We start from the raw sequence: 19,170 nt of genomic DNA on the forward strand, positions 1-19,170 counted from the left end.
GTGCGAGTGTTTGCGTCCGACTTCCTTCAGATTCCACTTCGCAATGGACACCCTTGTCTTTCGCTAACAGTTCCTACTACCAAGCCTGTAACGGACTTTCACCGTCAAGATGTTACCCATGCCGGGCGCACTGAAAAACCCTCAAAGCCTATAGCCTCGAGGGTTCTACGTATTAATACTGCTTCATATACTGTTCAACTTCCCATTCACTTACTTGCGTGCGATAGTAGTCCCATTCGATAGATTTTGAGTTGATGAACTGGTTATAGATGTGTTCACCTAGTGCGTCTTTTACGATTGGGTTTTCACGCATTGCTTTTAATGCTGTGTAAAGTGTTGATGGTAAATCTTCAATACCTACTGCTTCACGTTCTTCACGATTCATTTCATAGATGTTTTGGTTAACTGGTTCTGGTACTTCTAATTTGTTTTTAATACCGTCAAGACCTGCTTGTAAGATTGTTGCTAATGCCATGTATGGATTTGCTGCTGGGTCTACTGAACGGATTTCTACACGTGTAGATAAGCCACGAGAGCTTGGTACACGTACTAATGGTGAACGGTTTTTACCACTCCAAGCGATATAACTTGGTGCTTCATAACCTGGTACTAAACGTTTGTATGAGTTAACAAGTGGGTTACATACTGCTGTGTAACCACGCGCATGTTTCATAATGCCTGCGATGAAGTGGCATGCATCTTCTGTTAATTGCATGTCGCCTTTTTCATCATAGAAGGCATTTTCTTTCCCTTTGAATAATGAAACGTTGAAATGCATCCCGCTTCCGTTCACACCGAATAATGGTTTTGGCATAAATGTTGCGTGTAAGTTATGTTTACGCGCAATTGTTTTTACGACTAATTTGAAAGTCTGAATGTTGTCACATGCTGTAATCGCGTCTGCATATTTAAAGTCAATCTCGTGTTGACCTGGTGCTACTTCGTGGTGAGAAGCTTCGATGTCAAAGCCCATATCTTCTAATTCTAACACGATGTCACGACGACAGTTTTCACCTAAATCTGTTGGGGCTAAGTCGAAATAACCACCGTGATCGTTTAATTCCATTGTTGGTTCGCCTTTTTCATCTAACTTAAATAAGAAAAATTCTGGTTCAGGTCCTAAGTTGAAATCTGTATAACCTAATGATTCCATTTCTTTTAATACACGCTTCAAGTTACTACGAGGGTCACCTGAAAATGGTTGATGATCTGTTGTATAAACGTCACAAATTAAGCGTGCGACTTTCCCTTGTCCAGCTGTCCATGGGAAAATCACCCAAGTGTCAAGGTCTGGATATAAGTACATGTCTGATTCTTCAATACGTACGAAACCTTCAATTGAAGAACCGTCAAACATCATTTCGTTGTCTAAAACTTTTTCTAATTGGCTTACTGGTACTTCCACGTTTTTAATTGTTCCTAAAATATCAGTGAATTGTAAACGTAAATAGCGTACATTTTCTTCTTTGGCAAAGCGTCTAATATCATCTTTAGTAAAGTGTTGTTTTGGCATTGAAAAATGTCCTCCAGTATCAGTTATTTAAAAAAGCGCGATAAATCTCCACGATTCAATGGTATCGAATCACGTTGCGGTTTTTGCGTCGTATCTACGAGTATTTGCTTTCTTAACCGCTCTTCTTCATCATTAAGCGTTTTTTGGCTATCCTCTAACATGATTTCTTTGATGGCTTTCATATTAAACCCTTTTTCTAATAAATGCTTGATTGAAAGTAACGTTTCTAAATCATTCAAAGAAAAAAGCCGTTTGTTCCCCTCTGTGCGCGAAGGTATTACAAGTTCATGTGTTTCATAATAACGAATTTGTCGCGCGGACAGTTCCGTTAAACGACTGACAACACTCATCGGAAATACAGGCATGTTGCGGCGAATTGTATCGTTATCCATCTCCTACATCTCCTTGACTTTTTGAACTTGATATAACCATAGCATACCCGAATGGACATTTCAAAAATGTGTCAGAAAACCTGACATGAGTGTTTCAAAGCCCAAAATCACAACATTTCTGACAATTCAGACCTCGATTTTGATGTGTCAATTTTAGCAAAAGTGTAAAATATACCTATTTTAATTTGATGAGACCGACTTTAATTAATTTTTCAACGGCACGCGTAACGGCAATTTTTACATGTTCGTATGTTAAGCCACCTTGTACGTATGCTTCATATGGCGGGCGAATCGGTCCATCAGCAGATAATTCAATTGAAGAACCTTGTATGAAAGTCCCCGCTGCCATAATGACATCATCTTCGTAACCCGGCATATAGCTTGGTTCTGGACTAAAGTGGGCATTAATAGGTGATGCGTGTTGAATGCTTTGGCAAAATTGAATCATTTGTTCTTTTGTATCAAATGAAACGGTTTGAATTAAATCTGTTCGCTTCACATCATAGCGTGGGGATGTACGCATATTCAATCGTTCCAACAATAAACTTGTAAATAATGCCCCTTTTAAACTTTGACTCACGACATGCGGACTTAAGAAAAAGCCTTGATACATCTCTTGCAATGCATACAGTGAGGCACCTGCTTCTTTACCGATACCCGGAGCAGTTAAACGATAACCACAACGTTCGACTAGATCGCGACGCCCGACGATATAACCCCCTATTTTTGCTAGACCGCCGCCAGGATTTTTAATGAGTGACCCAGCCATTAAATCTGCGCCGACTTCAATCGGTTCTTTCGTCTCGACAAATTCACCGTAACAGTTATCTACAAATACAATCATTTCAGGATATTGCGCTTTGATCTGTCGAATGGCATCACCGATTTCATCAACATTAATCGACGGACGCTGATCGTACCCTTTTGAACGTTGAATCGCGATCACTTTCGTAGTGTCATCAATAGTCTCTAAAACCCGTTCCACATCAATATGACCTGCTTTTAATGAGACCTCCTGATAGTGAATGTCATATTCTTTTAAGCTTTCAACACCGTTACCATTGATACCAATCACTTCTAATAACGTATCGTAAGGACTTCCTGTAATGTACATCAAACTGTCACCTGGTTTAAGCGTACTTTGTAAAGCCACAGTAATCGCATGTGTCCCTGAAATGAGCTGTGGACGTACGAGGGCATCTTCAGCTTTAAAAGTCTCAGCATACACCGCTTCTAAATGGTCACGTCCATAATCGTCATAGCCATATCCTGTAGACCCAACAAGATCGGCTTCCGTTATTTTGACTTTATGAAAAGCATCTAAGACACGCGCTTGATTTTCAAATGCACGTGTTTCGATATCTTTAAAATAAGGGGCTAAAGTTGTTTCGACTTCTTCAATAAGTTTGGTTAATTGTGTCATGATTCCGCTTCTTTCTATTATTTTTGATAACCTTCAATGTGATATTGATCTGTTGCTTCATCGTAATCTAATTTTGTGACTAACGTATGTTGTTTAAGATGATACAATTGGTCCGCTGCTGAGCTTGGCAATTGTGCTGTATAAAAGTCAAATTGTTTTTGAATCGCTTGAAAGAGTAAGTTTTTCACTTTTTCAATATCTGCTTCATTTTTTGATGAGACAAATACAGATGGATACTGTGTGACAGGCGTGGTTGTACCTGTAAATAAGTCTTTTTTATTAAAGATGACGATTTGAGGTATATCTTGCATATCAAGCTCTTGTACGATTTCATTCACTGTATCGTATTGAATTTTATATTCTGCATGACTCGCATCAACGACATGAATGAGCAAATCTGCTTGTCGCGCTTCTTCTAATGTCGACTTAAATGCTTCAATCAACGTCGTCGGCAGCTTTTGAATAAAACCGACTGTATCTGAAATGACCATCTCAAATCCATCATTAATTTTAAGTTGACGTGATTTGGGGTCGAGTGTCGCAAAGAGTAAATCTTGTTCGTACGTGTCAGCTGCTGTTAACGTATTAAACCATGATGATTTTCCTGCGTTTGTGTAGCCGATGAGCGCGACTTGAAACACTCGATTTTGTTCGCGCTGGTTACGATAACGCTCTCGATGGGCTTCCACTTCTGCTAATTTACGCTTAATTTCATTCATCCGTGTTCGAATATGACGACGATCTGTTTCGAGTTTCGTTTCACCTGGACCACGCGTCCCGATGCCCCCACCGAGACGGGATAAGCTTTTACCATGCCCTGTTAAGCGTGGTAACAAATAGTCTAGTTGGGCATATTCGACTTGGAGCTTCCCTTCTTTACTTTTCGCTCTTAACGCAAAAATTTCAAGAATAAGTTGTGTTCGATCAATGATTTTCACACCGAGTCGCGCATTTAAATTTTTTGACTGTGCTGTTGTCAATTCATCATTTGCTACGATCACATCAATATCATGAAATTCAATGAAATCTTGAATCTCTGCTAACTTACCACTACCGACATAATATTTATGGTCCACTTGATTTTTCTGCTGTATCCATTGCCCTTGAACATCTAAATTACACGTATAAGCTAACGCATTCAATTCATTCATCGTACTTTCAAAATCATAATGCGACTGATACAAATCAACACCGATCAGTACCGCCGTTTCTTTTATTTTTTCAGTAGAGTGAAGTTCCGTTTTCCGCATATTATCACCGTTTTCTATTTGACATATCTTCACGTATTCTATCATAGTGTGTGAATTAAGACTATACGTGCTAATTGTGCTATATTAGATTTAGAGGTGAAGACGATGCATTTATATGATATAGAAGTCCCAAAAATTGATGGTTCTACATACCCACTCTCACAATATAAAGGTGATGTCCTACTCATTGTGAATACAGCAAGCGAATGTGGATTGACACCACAATTTGAAGGATTACAAAAACTTTATGATACTTATCGTGACAAAGGATTTACAATTTTAGGTTTTCCAAGTAATCAGTTCGGTAAGCAAGAACCTGGTAGTGGTAAAGAAGCATCGACGAATTGCCAATTGAACTATGGCGTGACATTTCCGATGCATGAAAAAATCGAAGTGAACGGCGACAATGCTCATCCACTTTATAACTATCTTAAATCGCAAAAGTCTGGCATCTTCGGCGACAAAATTAAATGGAATTTTACTAAGTTTTTAGTCGATCGTGACGGTCAAGTCGTTAAACGCTTTTCACCACAAAAAACACCAGAACATTTAAAGCAAGATATCGAGCATTTATTATAGACAGAAGAAAACATCACGCTTTCATGTTATGTACGTTGAAAGCAGTGATGTTTTTTAATGTTTGATACATGTATCTGTACTAAAAACTTTCTCAATATCGGAAAATTGATATACCGAACGTTGATTATTGATTATTATTTCGCTTTCAAGTTGTTACCAAAAGGGATGTTGTTGACTAATTTTCACAAGTTTAAATGGATCCACTTGAATTAAAACATCGATCATCCTATTGATGCGGTCAGTTTTCAATACTTCACATAGTTCTCCTTCGTCTGTAATCATTCTTTTGCGATATGCTTCCTATTGTGCATAAACATTTGGCACAATAAGACTATACAGCCACGCTTGTATTTCATTTTGTTTGAATCAATCTCTAGCAAGTTTTCGATCATGTTGCAATTTGAATCCTATCGTAAAATATAACCCCTTTTGAAGATGAATGTTAGTAACCGGACATTCAATGACACTCGCTCTATGTAAAATATGTCGTGCTAATGTTTGCCTCACCATCGCCCCTTTAGTTTTTATTATTGGTGCCCTACTCTCTTATTGTCAATGGTTAATATAAAAATTTATATCCATCTACAACTGCATGATATTGCCTACTGAACCCCTCTATTTCTTATGATAGTTTCATTATATTGTATATTATTATTTCGTTCATGAAGTTATATATTGCAAGTGTGTTTTAATGTGTTTCAAACTGATAGATGTGGTAAAGTTGAAGTAAGTGATTTGAACTAGAGAGGTGAAAAAAATGGTAAAATCAGAAGCTATGAAAATTGCAGTGACTGATGGGACGATGATTGAAGCGAAAGTGGATCGGACTGATTATGAAGCAGTTGGTATCGTACATATTTTTCACGGTATGGCTGAACATATGGATCGCTACGTGACATTAGTTGATAAGTTAAATCAACAAGGCTACCATGTCATTCGTCACAATCATCGAGGGCATGGCTATGATGTCGATGGTATTCGTGGTCATTTTGATTCAATGACACAAGTCGTTCAAGATGCTTTTGAAATTCAAAGTACGTTGAAAGCCCAATTCAATCCTCATCTACCTCTAATTTTAATTGGTCATTCGATGGGCTCTATCATTGCACGACAATTTGTACAAACATATCCGCAAGCCGCACAAGGCCTTATTTTAAGTGGTACAGGCTATTTTCCAACGTGGTATTATATCACCAACTTACCTTTACTGAAAATCATTACACTCGTCTGTGGTAAGAAGCGTCGAATGAACTGGCTCAATCAGATGACGACTGGACGCTTTAATAAAAATTTCAAACCGACACGTACGACAAGTGATTGGCTCAGTTCTGATAAGTCAGAAGTCGATCATTTCATTCAAGATCCACACACTGGTTTTCTTGTTTCTAATCAACTTATTTTTAGTGTACTCCAAACGATGATGCGGACGTCACGTGTGAAAAATATTGCGGATATGAATCTCGAATTACCAATTTTACTCATTTCTGGCAAAGATGATCCGTTTGGCGCAAATGGGAAAGGCATTCGTCGTTTCGGCAAAATTTTAAAAAGAGGCGGTATCCATCATATTACGGTACAACTTTACAAAAATAAAAGACATGAAGTTTTATTTGAAAAAGATAAAGAAACTGTATGGCGACATATGTTAGACTGGATGAGTCGACAAATTATTAAAAAGCAAAAAGTAGGTGAACGGGGTGTCACAAAATAAACCCTTTATCGTTGCCATTGTAGGTCCAACCGCCAGTGGCAAAACGGAACTCGGTGTCGCACTCGCTAAAGCTATCGATGGTGAAGTGATTAGCGGGGACTCAATGCAAGTTTATCAAGGCATGGATATCGGAACGGCCAAAGTAACTCCGGATGAAATGGATGGTATCCCCCACCATCTCATTGATATTTTAAAACCAGATGAAACGTATTCAGCATATGATTTTCAACAACAAGCACAACAGTTAATCACGGACATTACAACGCGTGGTAAAGTACCGATCATTGTAGGTGGTACAGGGTTGTATATTCAGTCCGTGATTTACGATTATCAGTTTGATGGTGAAACGATTTCTCCTGAAACTGAACAGCGTGTTGCTGAACAAATGGCAAAATTGAAATCATACACAAATGAAGCCATACATGACTATCTAGGCACTTTTGATCCAATTTCACAGCGAGAAATCCATCCGAATAACCGTAAAAGAGTGGAACGTGCCATTTCATATTACTTAAGTACAAAAAAAGTTTTAAGTAATCGCAAGAAAAGTACCCAATTGACTGAAAATTATGATACATTATTAGTAGGGATAAAAATGTCGCGTGACACCTTATATTCCAGAATAAATAGTCGCGTAGACATGATGTTGTCTCATGGTTTATTGGATGAAGTGCAAGAACTTATTGAATTAGGTTATGAATCGTGTCAAAGTATGCAAGCGATCGGTTATAAAGAAATAATACCGGTGATTAAAAATGAAATGCCATTAGATGAAGCAATCACCTTATTGAAACAGCATTCTCGTAATTACGCAAAAAGACAAATGACTTGGTTTACAAATAAACTTAATGTTCATTGGTTAGATAGAGAGAAGATGTCACTTACTTCAATGTTATCTGAGCTTAAACCCCTAATAAATAAAAGGAGAAATGAACATGATTGAGAAACGTAACATTCAAGATGAGTACCTAGAAAAATTTAAAAATGAGGGTAAAGAACTGACGGTATTTTTAACGAATGGTTTCCAATTACGCGGTACAATTGTTGATTTTGACCAATATGTAATTGATATACTCTCTCAGGGGCGTCATCATTTAATTTACAAACATGCGATTAGTACGTTTTTAGAAGGTACTAACTAAAACATGTTAATCGAAGTGGAGCAGGCTTGACTCACGATGTGTAATTGATGTGAGGGCATCATTTTACATATTTTGATGCATCAAGCACAAATTAGGAAGAGATGTACAAGTCTGTTCCACTTCAACTTTTCATTCATTTCTTCGCTCGCATAAGAAAGTCATTACTATCTTAAGAGTATTCAATATAGAACAACGGTTGATGTTTATCATATCGACCGTTTTCTTTTGTTTTTACAGAAAAAGCGCCTAAGATGATCATCCCACCTCAGACGCTTTTTTATTTGATTTTCAATTATTTTTCAGCTGGTTGATGTTGACCATGTCTTGCTTCTTGAATTGCTTCTTCTAATTCTTGTTTATACACAGCTTTAACGTTAGCATCGTAACCAAGTAAGTCAGCCAATACATCAACAACAGTGTCTTTATGGCGAAGTACTGTATCGATATCGAAGTATAATGCGCCGATACGACGTACTAAAAAGTCAGTTGGTTTAACAACTAATTCGTTTTGTACACCATAGACTAGTTCAACATAAAGTTCTAATGGTAAACCTGTGTTTTGATGTTGTGCTGCTTGTGCAATTGCGAATAAGTCATCTACGTTTGAACCATATTTCGTAGCAAGACGACGTGCTAAATCTGTATCTAAGTTCATCGCTTTTGCTGCTGCCACTTTATCTTCAATAAATTGTTCGAAGTTTGCGCTACCACCTACATCACCACCAGAAATTGGGATATGTTTCGTGTCAACTTCTTTAAATTTTAATTTATATTCTTGTTTAAGACGTTTTTCAACTAAATCTACAATTTCAAGCGCCATGTGACGGTAACCTGTTAACTTACCACCTGCAATTGTAAGTAAGCCTGATTTACCTTCCCAGATTTCGTCTTTACGTGAAATTTCTGAAGGGTCTTTACCTTCTTCAAAAATAAGTGGTCGTACACCAGCCCATGTTGATTCGATATCTGCATCTGTAATATGAACTGTTGGGAACATGTAGTTAATCGCATCCACTAAATAATCACGGTCTTCTTGGTTAACAAGTGGTTTTGATTTGTCGTTGTTGTAGAATGTGTCAGTTGTTCCGACATATGCTTTACCTTCACGTGGAATCGCAAAAATCATACGACCGTCTTTTTCTGTATCAAAGTACACCGCTTGACGTAATGGGAATTTAGATTGATCGATAACAACATGAACCCCTTTAGTTAAACGTAATTGTTTGTTGTTTTTAGAGTAGTCTGCACTGCGCACTTCGTCTACCCAAGGGCCTGTAGCGTTAACGACTTTTTTACCTTTAATTTCGAATGTTTCGTTACCAAGTCGATCCACGACAGCAACACCATTTACTTTTTCTTTATTGTCATATAAGAAGTTTGTCACTTTCGCGTAGTTCATAATGTCAGCGCCTTGTTCTGCCGCTTTTTTCATTACTTCGATTGTTAAACGTGCATCGTCAGTACGGTATTCCACATAGTAACCGCCACCTTTTAAGCCGTCTTGTTTTACAAGTGGTTCTTTAGCAGAAGTTTCTTTTTTGCTTAACATTTTTTTACGTTCGGATTTTTTAACACCAGCTAAACGGTCATACATTGCTAAACCAATAGAAGTTGAGAACTTACCGAAAGTACCACCTTTATGCATTGGCAATAACATCCATTCAGGTGTCGTTACGTGTGGTCCATTTTCATATACAATCGCACGTTCTTTACCTGTTTCAGCTACTACGCCGACTTGCAATTGTTTTAAATAACGAAGTCCACCATGTACTAATTTTGTTGAACGGGAACTTGTCCCTTGTGCAAAGTCTTGCATTTCCACTAATGCAACTTTCATACCTCTAGCAGTTGCGTCTAAAGCGATTCCTGCACCTGTAATGCCGCCCCCGACAACGATCAGGTCATATGCTTCATTTTGCATACGTTTTTTAACCGTATCTCTTTTCAAAGTTGATAATCTCATATACTTTCGCCTCCTAATTTCATAAAAAAGAGAGACTCCGCCTACATACTTTCATCAAGTTGTACGAACAAAGTCTCTCACTATCTCGCGTGAAGTTATTAACTTAACTCAAGTATATCACACGACTTATTCTTCGTCTAATTTAAAAACTTGCGTTGCTTCTACTGCTTTTTTCCAACCTTTGTATAGACGGTTGCTTTCTTTTTGATCCATTTCTGGTTCGAATGATTTTTCTAATTTCCAACGTCTTTGAATTTCAGATTTATCCTTCCAGAAGCCTGTCGCAATACCTGCCAAATAAGCTGCGCCAAGTGCTGTCGTTTCATTGATTTCTGGACGCTCAACTTCAATGTTTAATAAGTCTGATTGGAACTGCATTAAGAAATTGTTTTTCACTGCGCCACCGTCAACACGTAAACTATTCACTTCGATGCCTGAGTCTTGTGCCATCGCTTCGATAACGTCACGTGTTTGATAACATAATGATTCTAATGTTGCACGGATAAAGTGTTCTTTTTCAGTACCACGTGTTAAACCGAAAATAGCGCCACGTGCGTCAGAATCCCAATATGGTGTACCTAAACCAACAAATGCTGGCACGACATATACACCTTCCGTTGAATCAACACGTATTGCATAGTCTTCAGATTGTGGTGCTGAGTTAATCATACGGAGACCATCTCTTAACCATTGAATAGCAGAACCTGACACGAAAATTGAACCTTCAAGCGCATAGTTCACTTTACCATCGATACCGTAAGCAATCGTTGTTAATAAACCGTTACCAGATTTAACCGCTTCTTCACCTGTGTTCATTAACATAAAGCCACCTGTACCATAAGTGTTTTTCACGTCACCACGTTCAAAACATGCTTGGCCGAATAATGCGGCTTGTTGGTCACCAGCAATACCTGCAATCGGTACGTTTTGACCGAAGAAGTGATAATCAATCGTTTCACAATAAACTTCACTTGATGGTTTCACTTCAGGTAACATCGCTTTAGGAACATCTAACAATTCAAGTAATTCGTCATCCCATTTTAATTCATGGATGTTGTACATTAACGTACGACTCGCATTAGAATAGTCTGTTACATGCGCACGACCACCTGATAACTTCCAAACAAGCCAAGTATCGATTGTACCGAATAAGATTTCGCCTTTTGCAGCTTTTTCACGGGCACCGTCAACTTTGTCAAGAATCCATTTAACTTTTGTACCTGAGAAGTATGGATCAAGTAGTAAACCTGTTTTATCTCTAAATGTTTGTTCATGACCTTCCTGTTTTAAAGCGTCACAAATCGATTGTGTTTGACGAGATTGCCATACGATTGCGTTATAAATCGGACGACCTGTTTCTTTATCCCAAACTACCGTTGTTTCACGTTGGTTCGTAATACCGATCCCTTTAACTTCATTTGCAGATACATTATTTTCAGTCAATACAGACGCCATGACTGATAAAACTGATGACCAAATTTCATTCGCATCATGTTCTACCCACCCTGATTTTGGGAAATGTTGTTTAAATTCACGTTGTGCAACACCAACGATTTCCCCTTCCTCATTAAATAGAATCGCTCTTGAGCTTGTTGTACCTTGGTCAATAGATAAGATGTAATTTCCCATAATATTGTCTCCTCTCAACTCTTCATCTCTATGTCATTATTAACTTGTTATATGTCATTCATGATGTGTTTTTCAGTAAAAGTTCTTTATATATTTAGCCGTTATCAGTCCTTCTTTAAACATTCGGCTCTGTGTCAATTGATCACATCATCGTATGCTTCATTTTAACATCTCATAAGGCACACGGTTGTTTCTCAATTCCACAAGAATGACCAGGTCTCCATCAATAATCGAAAAGCGATAGAAACCTCGTCATTCCAATTCTTTCTAAATCATTTTGAAATGTTGCATTGCGTTAAATTTTAGCAATTTCGTCTTTAGGTGCTTTTTTATTCATAGCGACACCTAATAACAATGTTAGAACTAAAGCAATCAATGTTACGATTGTCCATACATCAAAAATACCTTTAAATGCCAGGCGATAAAGAACAGCACCTAACATACCACCTACCATTGGTCCAAGAATAGGTACAATCGCATAACCCCAACCGCTACCGCCTTTACCAGTGATTGGCAAGATGGCATGTGCAATACGAGGACCTAAGTCACGTGCAGGGTTAATCGCATAACCCGTTGTACCACCTAAACTTAGACCAATCGCAACAATCAACGCACCTACAATAAGTGGGTTTAAACCGTCAGTAAATTTATTGGCACCAATGTATAATAAGCCAGAAGTTAATACCGCTGTACCGATAATTTCAGAAATAAAGTTTGCTGTGTAGTTTTTTAAAGCTGGTCCTGTAGCGAAAACACCTAATTTTGTCGCTTTATCTTCAGTTGCGCGCCAATGTGGTAAATACATTAACCAAGTGAGCATCCCGCCGAACACACCCCCGATTAATTGTGCAATGATATATCCTGGTACTTGTGCCCATGCAAAGTCACCGTTCATGGCTAACGCTAATGTTACAGCAGGGTTTAAGTGCGCGCCAGAAATTTGCCCAACAGCATACACGCCTAAAGTTACACCAAGCCCCCATCCAACAGTGATGACAATCCAATCTGCACCGTTACCATTTGTTTTTTTCAAAGCGACGTTTGCAACAACACCGCCACCCATGAGTAAGAGCAATGCTGTTCCGATAAATTCGGCTAAATAGACGTTCATTCTTTTTTCCTCCCTTTAAATAGAAAGAGACTCCAATCCGCATGAAAAAACATTCAAACGCGAGCAGAAGTCTCCTAGTCTCTAGCTAAATATCAACTTGAGATAATATTACAATGACGTGAAAGCGTTGTCAACACTCTAGAGCCTATTAACAAATTTATTAATATTTTTTATACTGTGACAATGTACTTTCGCAATTATTTTTAGTTTTGATTTAAATGTGACAACGATTGAAGGTTTAATTCACTACCGCAGCTTCGTCAATACTTAACGATAACGTATCTGCTGATAATGTGGCTTGAACGCCATAAGGTAATGTACATTTCGGTTCGTTATGTCCAAAACTTGCATTACCTATAATAGGCAGTGTTTCTTGATGAAACTCTTTCATAATGAGACGGAGTTTGTCATGATACGCCTCTTGATGGACACCATTTTGAGGGCGTCCCAACACAATTCCAGAGACAACATCATAAATACCCATTAAGCCGAATGCACGTAATGTTTCCTCAAAACTCATAGGGTCCACTTGCACTTCTGACGTTTCCAAAAATAAAATCTTCCCTTTGAACTGTTCGAGCTCCGGAAAATAGGGTGTGCCTCTCAGTTTATCTAACGACTCGAAACATCCACCGATGAGCTGGCCTTGCACTGTACCATAACCGCTAATGTGGATATAATCACCATTAGGCATCTTTTCACGTGCAATATGACGCTTGTCTTCCTCCCAACGCAATCCGAACACGCGCACCTCATCAGAAGTCGGAATATTGCCAATCGGTTGTGTGTCGCCTATCGCCGAAAATAGATGATCTACTGTATATGCATCCAATTCAACATTTTCTGCAAAATCAGTGAGTAATGCCGGTCCATAAAAAGAGGTAATCCCCAGTTTGTACATGTGTAAATGAAGAGGTGTAATGTCGGAATAACCGATGAAAATTTTGGGATGTTGACGTATCACTTCATCGTCTAAAAACGGAATAATGCGCACCGACTCATAACCACCAATTGTACATAAAATCGCTTGTACTTCAGAATCAACAAATGCCGCTGTAAGTATTTCGGCCCGTTCTTTCGGATGTTCAAAATTCCACGCGATGCCATTCAAACTATTATCCATCACTTTGACATGATAACCGAGTGTTTGAATATTCTCAATCCCTTGTTCCGTCCGCCAACAAACTTGAGGTTCACCAGCCAATCCTGACGAAGGAGAAACAATCGCAATCGTATCCCCTTTTTTTAATTTCTGCGGTTTTATCATCACAATTCCCCCTTGTTTTTATGACATTTACCATAATGATTTATCGCTTGTCGTAATGTAAGCAGCGCCACTACTGACAGCACGTTCAACTTCTTCTGGCGTGTTAATTAAGCCGCCTGCAATAACGGGTGTCCCTGTTTTTTGGTGAATCTCTTGAATCACTTTATCTGCAATACCCGGCAACACTTCGACATAGTCCGGTTCAATCCGCTGAATCAGTTCGATACTGCGCTCTAATGCGTGACTATCAATAATAAACACACGAAAAATTGTTACAACACCTAATGCTTTTGCCTTTTTAATCACTTTTGTTTTTGTCGACACAATACCACGTGGACGATAAGTTTGGATAATATATTCACAAGCATGTTCGTCATGACTCATACCTTTAATTAAATCGATATGCATAAACGGTTTTAACTCATATTGGCTAATTAATTTCATGATGCCATTGAGATGTCCGATATGCGTATCGAGTAGGACACACGTTTCATAATCTGTTTTCAATAACTTTTCTAAATCTTTTGTTGATCGTATGGCTGGTAAAATATGTGGCTTCATGATGCCCTCCTTTATTGAATCCGTTTAAATAACCGCTCTAATTCATAATTTGAAAAATTGATAATGACCGGTCTGCCATGTGGGCAAGTGAACGGATCTTCCATTTCGCCTAATTGATCGATTAAGTCTGCCATTTCGTTTGGTTTAAGGTAGTGATTAGCTTTAATCGATCTTTTACAACTCATCATAATCGCTGCTTCCTCTCTAAACTTCGCAATGTCGACCTTTTTATGACGAATGACATACTCGATCATGTCTTTAATCATCTCTTCGACGTTTTCTTGTGGGAACCATACAGGATAACTGTCTACAATGTAATCATGACCGCCGAATGGTTCTAAAAAGATGCCTGCTTCTCGTAACGGGTCAAGGTGTTGCTCAATAATCAGTTGCTCATCTTTCGTAAAGTTAAACGTTAATGGAATGAGCAAACTTTGGTTTTCATTGTTGACTTCACCAATTTTATCTCGATAATATTCATATTTAATCCGCTCTTGTGCTGCATGTTGGTCAATCAAATACATCCCTTCATCGTTTTGTGCAATAATATAGGTGCCATGAACTTGACCTACCACTTCCATGTAGGGCACACGTCGCTTTGGTTTGTCGGATGGTTGTGGATGATTTTGTTGTATTTCAGAAACGGTTGCTCCGTCTGAACTGTCGTCAGTCGAGTTCACTTCATTTATAGGTGATGGCGCCTCCACCATATCATTTAACAATGCACGTTGACGTTCAGCGTAATCATCGTTTGTTTCTGATGTTGTTGGTGTTTTAGCCGTGTCTGACGGTTCTGTTACATCTGTGTATGGTGCGGGTTCTTCGTCAATCGTCATTTCTTTGTTTGAATGCGATGTCTGTGTTTGTGCTGCTTGTATTTGATCAAATGCCATTTTTTGTTGTTCAAATTGGTTTAGCACTTTTTTCGGCTCATATTTTGATTTTAAATCATTTTTCGGAATGAGCAATTGGTCTTTAAACGCTTCACGAATTTTCGCTACAATTAAATCAAACAACTGATCTTCTTTCGACAACCTTACTTCTAATTTCGTCGGATGCACATTCACATCAACTAAAACCGGGTCCATTTCAATATTTAAATAGACTATTGGATAACGGCCAATCATCATTAATGTGTGATAGCCTTCTTGTACCGCTTTGTTTAACAAAAAGTTTTTAATATAGCGCCCATTAATGAACAATGAAATGTAATGACGGTTACTTCTTGAATGTTCCGGTTTTGCGACATAACCTGTTAAATGATAGTCACTCGTATCTCCTTCAATGCGAATTAAATCACGCGCGACTTTCATGCCGTAGATTTCAGCCATCACTTCATTCGTGCGTCCTGAACCATTCGTCTGTAAAATCTTCTTCCCATCATTCGATAAGGCAATACGAATGTCTGGATGACTCATGGCCATACGGTTGACAATATCTGTAATTTTGCCTAGTTCCGTATATAAACTTTTAATATATTTTAAGCGTGCTGGCGTATTATAAAATAGTGCATCTACACGAATGTCAGTCCCTTTTCGCGCTTTGGCAGGCTTTTCAGAAACGATTTCGCCCTCTTCAGCATACACTTCATAACCGGCCACACCATCCGTGGATGTTTGTAGCGTCACCTTAGCGACAGAAGCAATACTCGCCAGTGCCTCACCACGAAAACCTAAAGTACGAATATGGAACAGGTCATCATCTTCTACTAATTTACTCGTCGCATGCCGATGAAATACAAGACCTAGATCATCTTGTAAAATACCCGAGCCGTTATCGACCACACGAATGGAGGCAATTCCTGATTCCATCACTTCAATATTAATTTCAGTCGCACCCGCATCTATACTATTTTCTAACAGCTCTTTTACGACAGAACTTGGACGTTCGACCACTTCACCGGCTGCAATTTTATTTGCTAATGAGGTGTGTAACGTTTTAATTTTACCCATAAGCTCTTCACCTTCTATTGTAATCTATTTTGGAGTTCGCTTAATTTCACTAATGCTTCAATCGGTGTCATTTGAGAGAGATTCAGTTGCTTAATTTCGAACTCAATTTCACTTACTTCCGCTTCAGACATAAATAAATCAAACGTCGGCTGTTCAAATTGTGGCGGCTCTTCAGCAACAGTCGATGCTTTTACACTTGTCGGGCTGACCGAATTTTGGTCCACGGTCGATGTATACATCACTTGTGCTTTTTCATGCGCTTCAAACGTATCCAAAATCACTTGTGCACGTGCAATGACTTGTTCTGGTAAGTCTGCGAGTTGTGCAACTTGAATGCCGTAACTATTCGCAACTGCACCGTCTTTCACTTTATGCAAGAAAATGAGTTCACCTTGATATTCATCCGCCGCCACGTGTACATTTTTCAAGCTTGGCAAATGTTGTTCAAGCTCTGTCAATTCATGATAATGCGTTGAAAATAACGTCTTTGCTTGTGACGTTTCTGCAACATATTCAATCATCGCTTGTGCGAGTGCTAAGCCGTCATATGTTGAAGTGCCACGTCCAATTTCATCAAAAATGATTAAACTGTCAGCCGTCGCATATTTTAATGCTTTTTGTGCTTCTAACATTTCGACCATAAACGTACTTTTACCAGATACTAAATCATCGGCCGCACCGATACGTGTAAAAATTTGATCGAAAATCGGTAACGTTGCGGATTGACAAGGAACAAAAGCGCCCATCTGTGCCATAATACTAATAATCGCCACTTGACGCATATACGTTGATTTACCTGACATATTCGGTCCAGTAATTAAATAAATGAACTGCTCTGTATTTAATAGACAATCATTCGGCACATAATCATTATAGTCCATCACACGTTCAACAACCGGATGACGAGAGTCGACTAACTTTAACGTTTTATCTTCACTAAATTGTGGTCGCACGTAATTATACTGTTGCGCAATTTCTGCAAAACTTTGTAAACAGTCAATTTCTGAAATGATTTTTGCTTGTTGTTGCAAACGTTCAATATACGTTTTTACCTGTTCACGTAACGCCACGAACAATTGATACTCGAGTTCAATCGATTTGTCTTGCGCACCGAGAATAATTGCTTCTTTTTCTTTCAATTCATCCGTAATGAAACGCTCTGCATTGGATAATGTTTGTTTTCGCTCATAACCAAATGCACTCGGATCAAATTGTGATAAATTGGCACGTGTAACTTCGATATAATAACCGAATACTTTATTAAAACTAATTTTTAAAGATTTAATGCCTGTGCGTTCACGTTCTTGTGCTTGTAATTCTGCCAACCACTGTTTACCATTTTTCGAAGCATCCAAATATTGATCGAGTTCTTCATTAAATCCTGCTTTAAACAAACCGCCTTCTTTCACTGAAAGCGGTGGTTCATCGACAAGACTGTCCGACAACACTTGCAGTAAGTCATCCAACGGTTCTAAAGCATTAAAGTGAGCAATAGCTTCATGTTCAATTGATTGCAATAACGCTTTAATCGCTGGAATTTGTGCAATTGAATGTTTGAGTTGCACTAAATCTTTCGCATTGACATTTCCAAAACTGACACGACCGACAAGTCTTTCAATGTCGTATACTTCCGTTAAATAGTCACGTAACGTGTCACGCTCAATGAAATAATGTAAAAATTGATCGACAGCATCATGTCGTTTCGCAATTTCAGCTTGTTGAATAAGTGGACGATCAATCCACTGTTTCAACCTTCTTGCGCCCATAGGTGTTTTCGTCTTGTCCATTAACCAAAGTAACGTCCCTTTTTTCGACTTCAAACGAATACTTTCTGTTAACTCAAGATTACGTTTCGCATAGTAATCCATTTTCATATAATCGAGTGCCTTGTATTCAACAGCCGCTTCAATATGAGACATATCTCTTTTTTGCGTATCATAAATATAATCTAACACAATTTGTATCGCTTGATGCATTAAAGGATGTGACAAACTGTTCACAGAATAATTTTGATCTGAGACTTGTTCAACGACAGTAATCGTTTCTGTAATCATATTCAGTTGACGTTGTAGCGTTTCTGATAATGGTTCAGTCACGACAATTTCATTTGGGCGAATTGTCGTAATTTCATTAATAAGCGTACTTTCATCTTCAAAATGCGTCACCTTTAATTCTCCGGTGGACACATCACAATAACTTAGCGCATAACCATCCGCCTTCACAAAACTTAAAATATAGTTGTTTTGTGTATCATCCACGCCACCTTTTTCCATCACTGTACCTGGCGTAATGATACGAACGACTTCACGTTTCACCATCCCTTTCACTTGGCGCGGATCTTCCATTTGTTCACAAATCGCAACTTTATACCCATTCTGAATTAACGTTTCAATATAACTATCTGCAGAATGATAAGGCACACCCGCCATTGGAATCGGATTATCTTTTTTAGCGTCGCGTTTCGTCAATGTAATTTCAAGCACACGAGACGCCGTAATCGCATCGTCATAAAACATCTCATAAAAATCACCAAGTCTAAAAAACAGTAAAGCATCTTGATGTTGTGCTTTAATACTCAAGTATTGCTTCATCATTGGCGTGACATTTGACATATATTTCTCACATTCCTTTATTTGAGTTTATGTAATACTTTGCTACAAAAGCAGCCCTCTATGTA

Annotated in this window: 15 protein-coding genes; 4 read left to right on the forward strand and 11 right to left on the reverse strand. The window is 38.4% G+C overall.

Features of this window, described 5'->3' with window-relative positions:
- Positions 1-172: 172 nt before the first annotated feature.
- The 4 genes from glnA to hflX all read right to left on the reverse strand — a co-directional run bounded on the left by glnA (position 173) and on the right by hflX (position 4,578).
- Positions 173-1,513, reverse strand: a complete 1,341-nt coding sequence (gene glnA, locus BJK46_RS04045) for a type I glutamate--ammonia ligase (RefSeq protein ID WP_014614019.1) — start codon at positions 1,511-1,513, stop codon at positions 173-175.
- A 23-nt stretch (positions 1,514-1,536) separates the two neighbouring features.
- The gene (locus tag BJK46_RS04050) at positions 1,537-1,905 is read right to left on the reverse strand and encodes a MerR family transcriptional regulator (protein ID WP_014614020.1); all 369 of its coding nucleotides are present in this window, start codon (positions 1,903-1,905) and stop codon (positions 1,537-1,539) included.
- 175 nt (positions 1,906-2,080) lie between these two features.
- Entirely contained in the window at positions 2,081-3,328 is a 1,248-nt protein-coding gene (locus BJK46_RS04055) for a methionine gamma-lyase family protein (protein ID WP_103263439.1), read from the reverse strand.
- A 17-nt stretch (positions 3,329-3,345) separates the two neighbouring features.
- Positions 3,346-4,578: a GTPase HflX gene (hflX, locus tag BJK46_RS04060; protein ID WP_063279113.1), complete on the reverse strand. Its 1,233-nt coding sequence runs from the start codon at positions 4,576-4,578 to the stop codon at positions 3,346-3,348.
- A gap of 105 nt (positions 4,579-4,683) precedes the next feature.
- On the opposite strand from hflX, the gene BJK46_RS04065 reads away from it, so the two are divergent.
- The 4 genes from BJK46_RS04065 to hfq all read left to right on the forward strand — a co-directional run bounded on the left by BJK46_RS04065 (position 4,684) and on the right by hfq (position 8,010).
- Positions 4,684-5,157, forward strand: coding sequence for a glutathione peroxidase (locus tag BJK46_RS04065; protein WP_103263438.1), 474 nt, complete (start codon positions 4,684-4,686; stop codon positions 5,155-5,157).
- A gap of 757 nt (positions 5,158-5,914) precedes the next feature.
- Positions 5,915-6,868, forward strand: a complete 954-nt coding sequence (locus BJK46_RS04070) for an alpha/beta hydrolase (RefSeq protein WP_015729067.1) — start codon at positions 5,915-5,917, stop codon at positions 6,866-6,868.
- Positions 6,855-7,811 (forward strand): tRNA (adenosine(37)-N6)-dimethylallyltransferase MiaA, encoded by a 957-nt coding sequence (gene miaA / locus BJK46_RS04075; protein ID WP_014614027.1) that lies wholly within the window; start codon positions 6,855-6,857, stop codon positions 7,809-7,811. The genes BJK46_RS04070 and miaA overlap by 14 nt, the downstream gene beginning before the upstream one ends.
- The gene (gene hfq, locus BJK46_RS04080; protein ID WP_014614028.1) at positions 7,804-8,010 is read left to right on the forward strand and encodes an RNA chaperone Hfq; all 207 of its coding nucleotides are present in this window, start codon (positions 7,804-7,806) and stop codon (positions 8,008-8,010) included. The genes miaA and hfq overlap by 8 nt, the downstream gene beginning before the upstream one ends.
- 292 nt (positions 8,011-8,302) lie before the next feature.
- Here the strand turns inward: hfq and BJK46_RS04085 are convergent, their stop codons facing one another.
- The 7 genes from BJK46_RS04085 to mutS form a co-directional block, all read right to left on the reverse strand.
- Entirely contained in the window at positions 8,303-9,973 is a 1,671-nt protein-coding gene (locus BJK46_RS04085) for a glycerol-3-phosphate dehydrogenase/oxidase (RefSeq protein ID WP_015729065.1), read from the reverse strand.
- Between the two features lie 126 nt (positions 9,974-10,099).
- Entirely contained in the window at positions 10,100-11,602 is a 1,503-nt protein-coding gene (gene glpK / locus BJK46_RS04090; protein ID WP_014614030.1) for a glycerol kinase GlpK, read from the reverse strand.
- Positions 11,603-11,897: 295 nt separating this feature from the next.
- Complete coding sequence (locus BJK46_RS04095) at positions 11,898-12,713, reverse strand: MIP/aquaporin family protein (protein ID WP_014614031.1); 816 nt, start codon at positions 12,711-12,713, stop codon at positions 11,898-11,900.
- Between the two features lie 238 nt (positions 12,714-12,951).
- Positions 12,952-13,980 carry a S66 family peptidase gene (locus tag BJK46_RS04100; RefSeq protein WP_103263437.1) on the reverse strand — a complete coding sequence of 343 codons (1,029 nt, stop codon included), beginning with the start codon at positions 13,978-13,980 and terminating at the stop codon, positions 12,952-12,954.
- A gap of 27 nt (positions 13,981-14,007) precedes the next feature.
- The gene (locus tag BJK46_RS04105) at positions 14,008-14,541 is read right to left on the reverse strand and encodes a glycerol-3-phosphate responsive antiterminator (protein WP_103263436.1); all 534 of its coding nucleotides are present in this window, start codon (positions 14,539-14,541) and stop codon (positions 14,008-14,010) included.
- A gap of 11 nt (positions 14,542-14,552) precedes the next feature.
- On the reverse strand, positions 14,553-16,493 hold the full coding sequence (gene mutL / locus BJK46_RS04110) for a DNA mismatch repair endonuclease MutL (RefSeq protein ID WP_065520512.1): 1,941 nt from the start codon (positions 16,491-16,493) through the stop codon (positions 14,553-14,555).
- A gap of 14 nt (positions 16,494-16,507) precedes the next feature.
- On the reverse strand, positions 16,508-19,105 hold the full coding sequence (mutS, locus tag BJK46_RS04115; RefSeq protein WP_099997416.1) for a DNA mismatch repair protein MutS: 2,598 nt from the start codon (positions 19,103-19,105) through the stop codon (positions 16,508-16,510).
- Between the last annotated feature and the right edge of the window lie 65 nt (positions 19,106-19,170).

Source organism: Staphylococcus pseudintermedius, assembly GCF_001792775.2.
Classification (GTDB): Bacteria; Bacillota; Bacilli; order Staphylococcales; family Staphylococcaceae; genus Staphylococcus; species Staphylococcus pseudintermedius.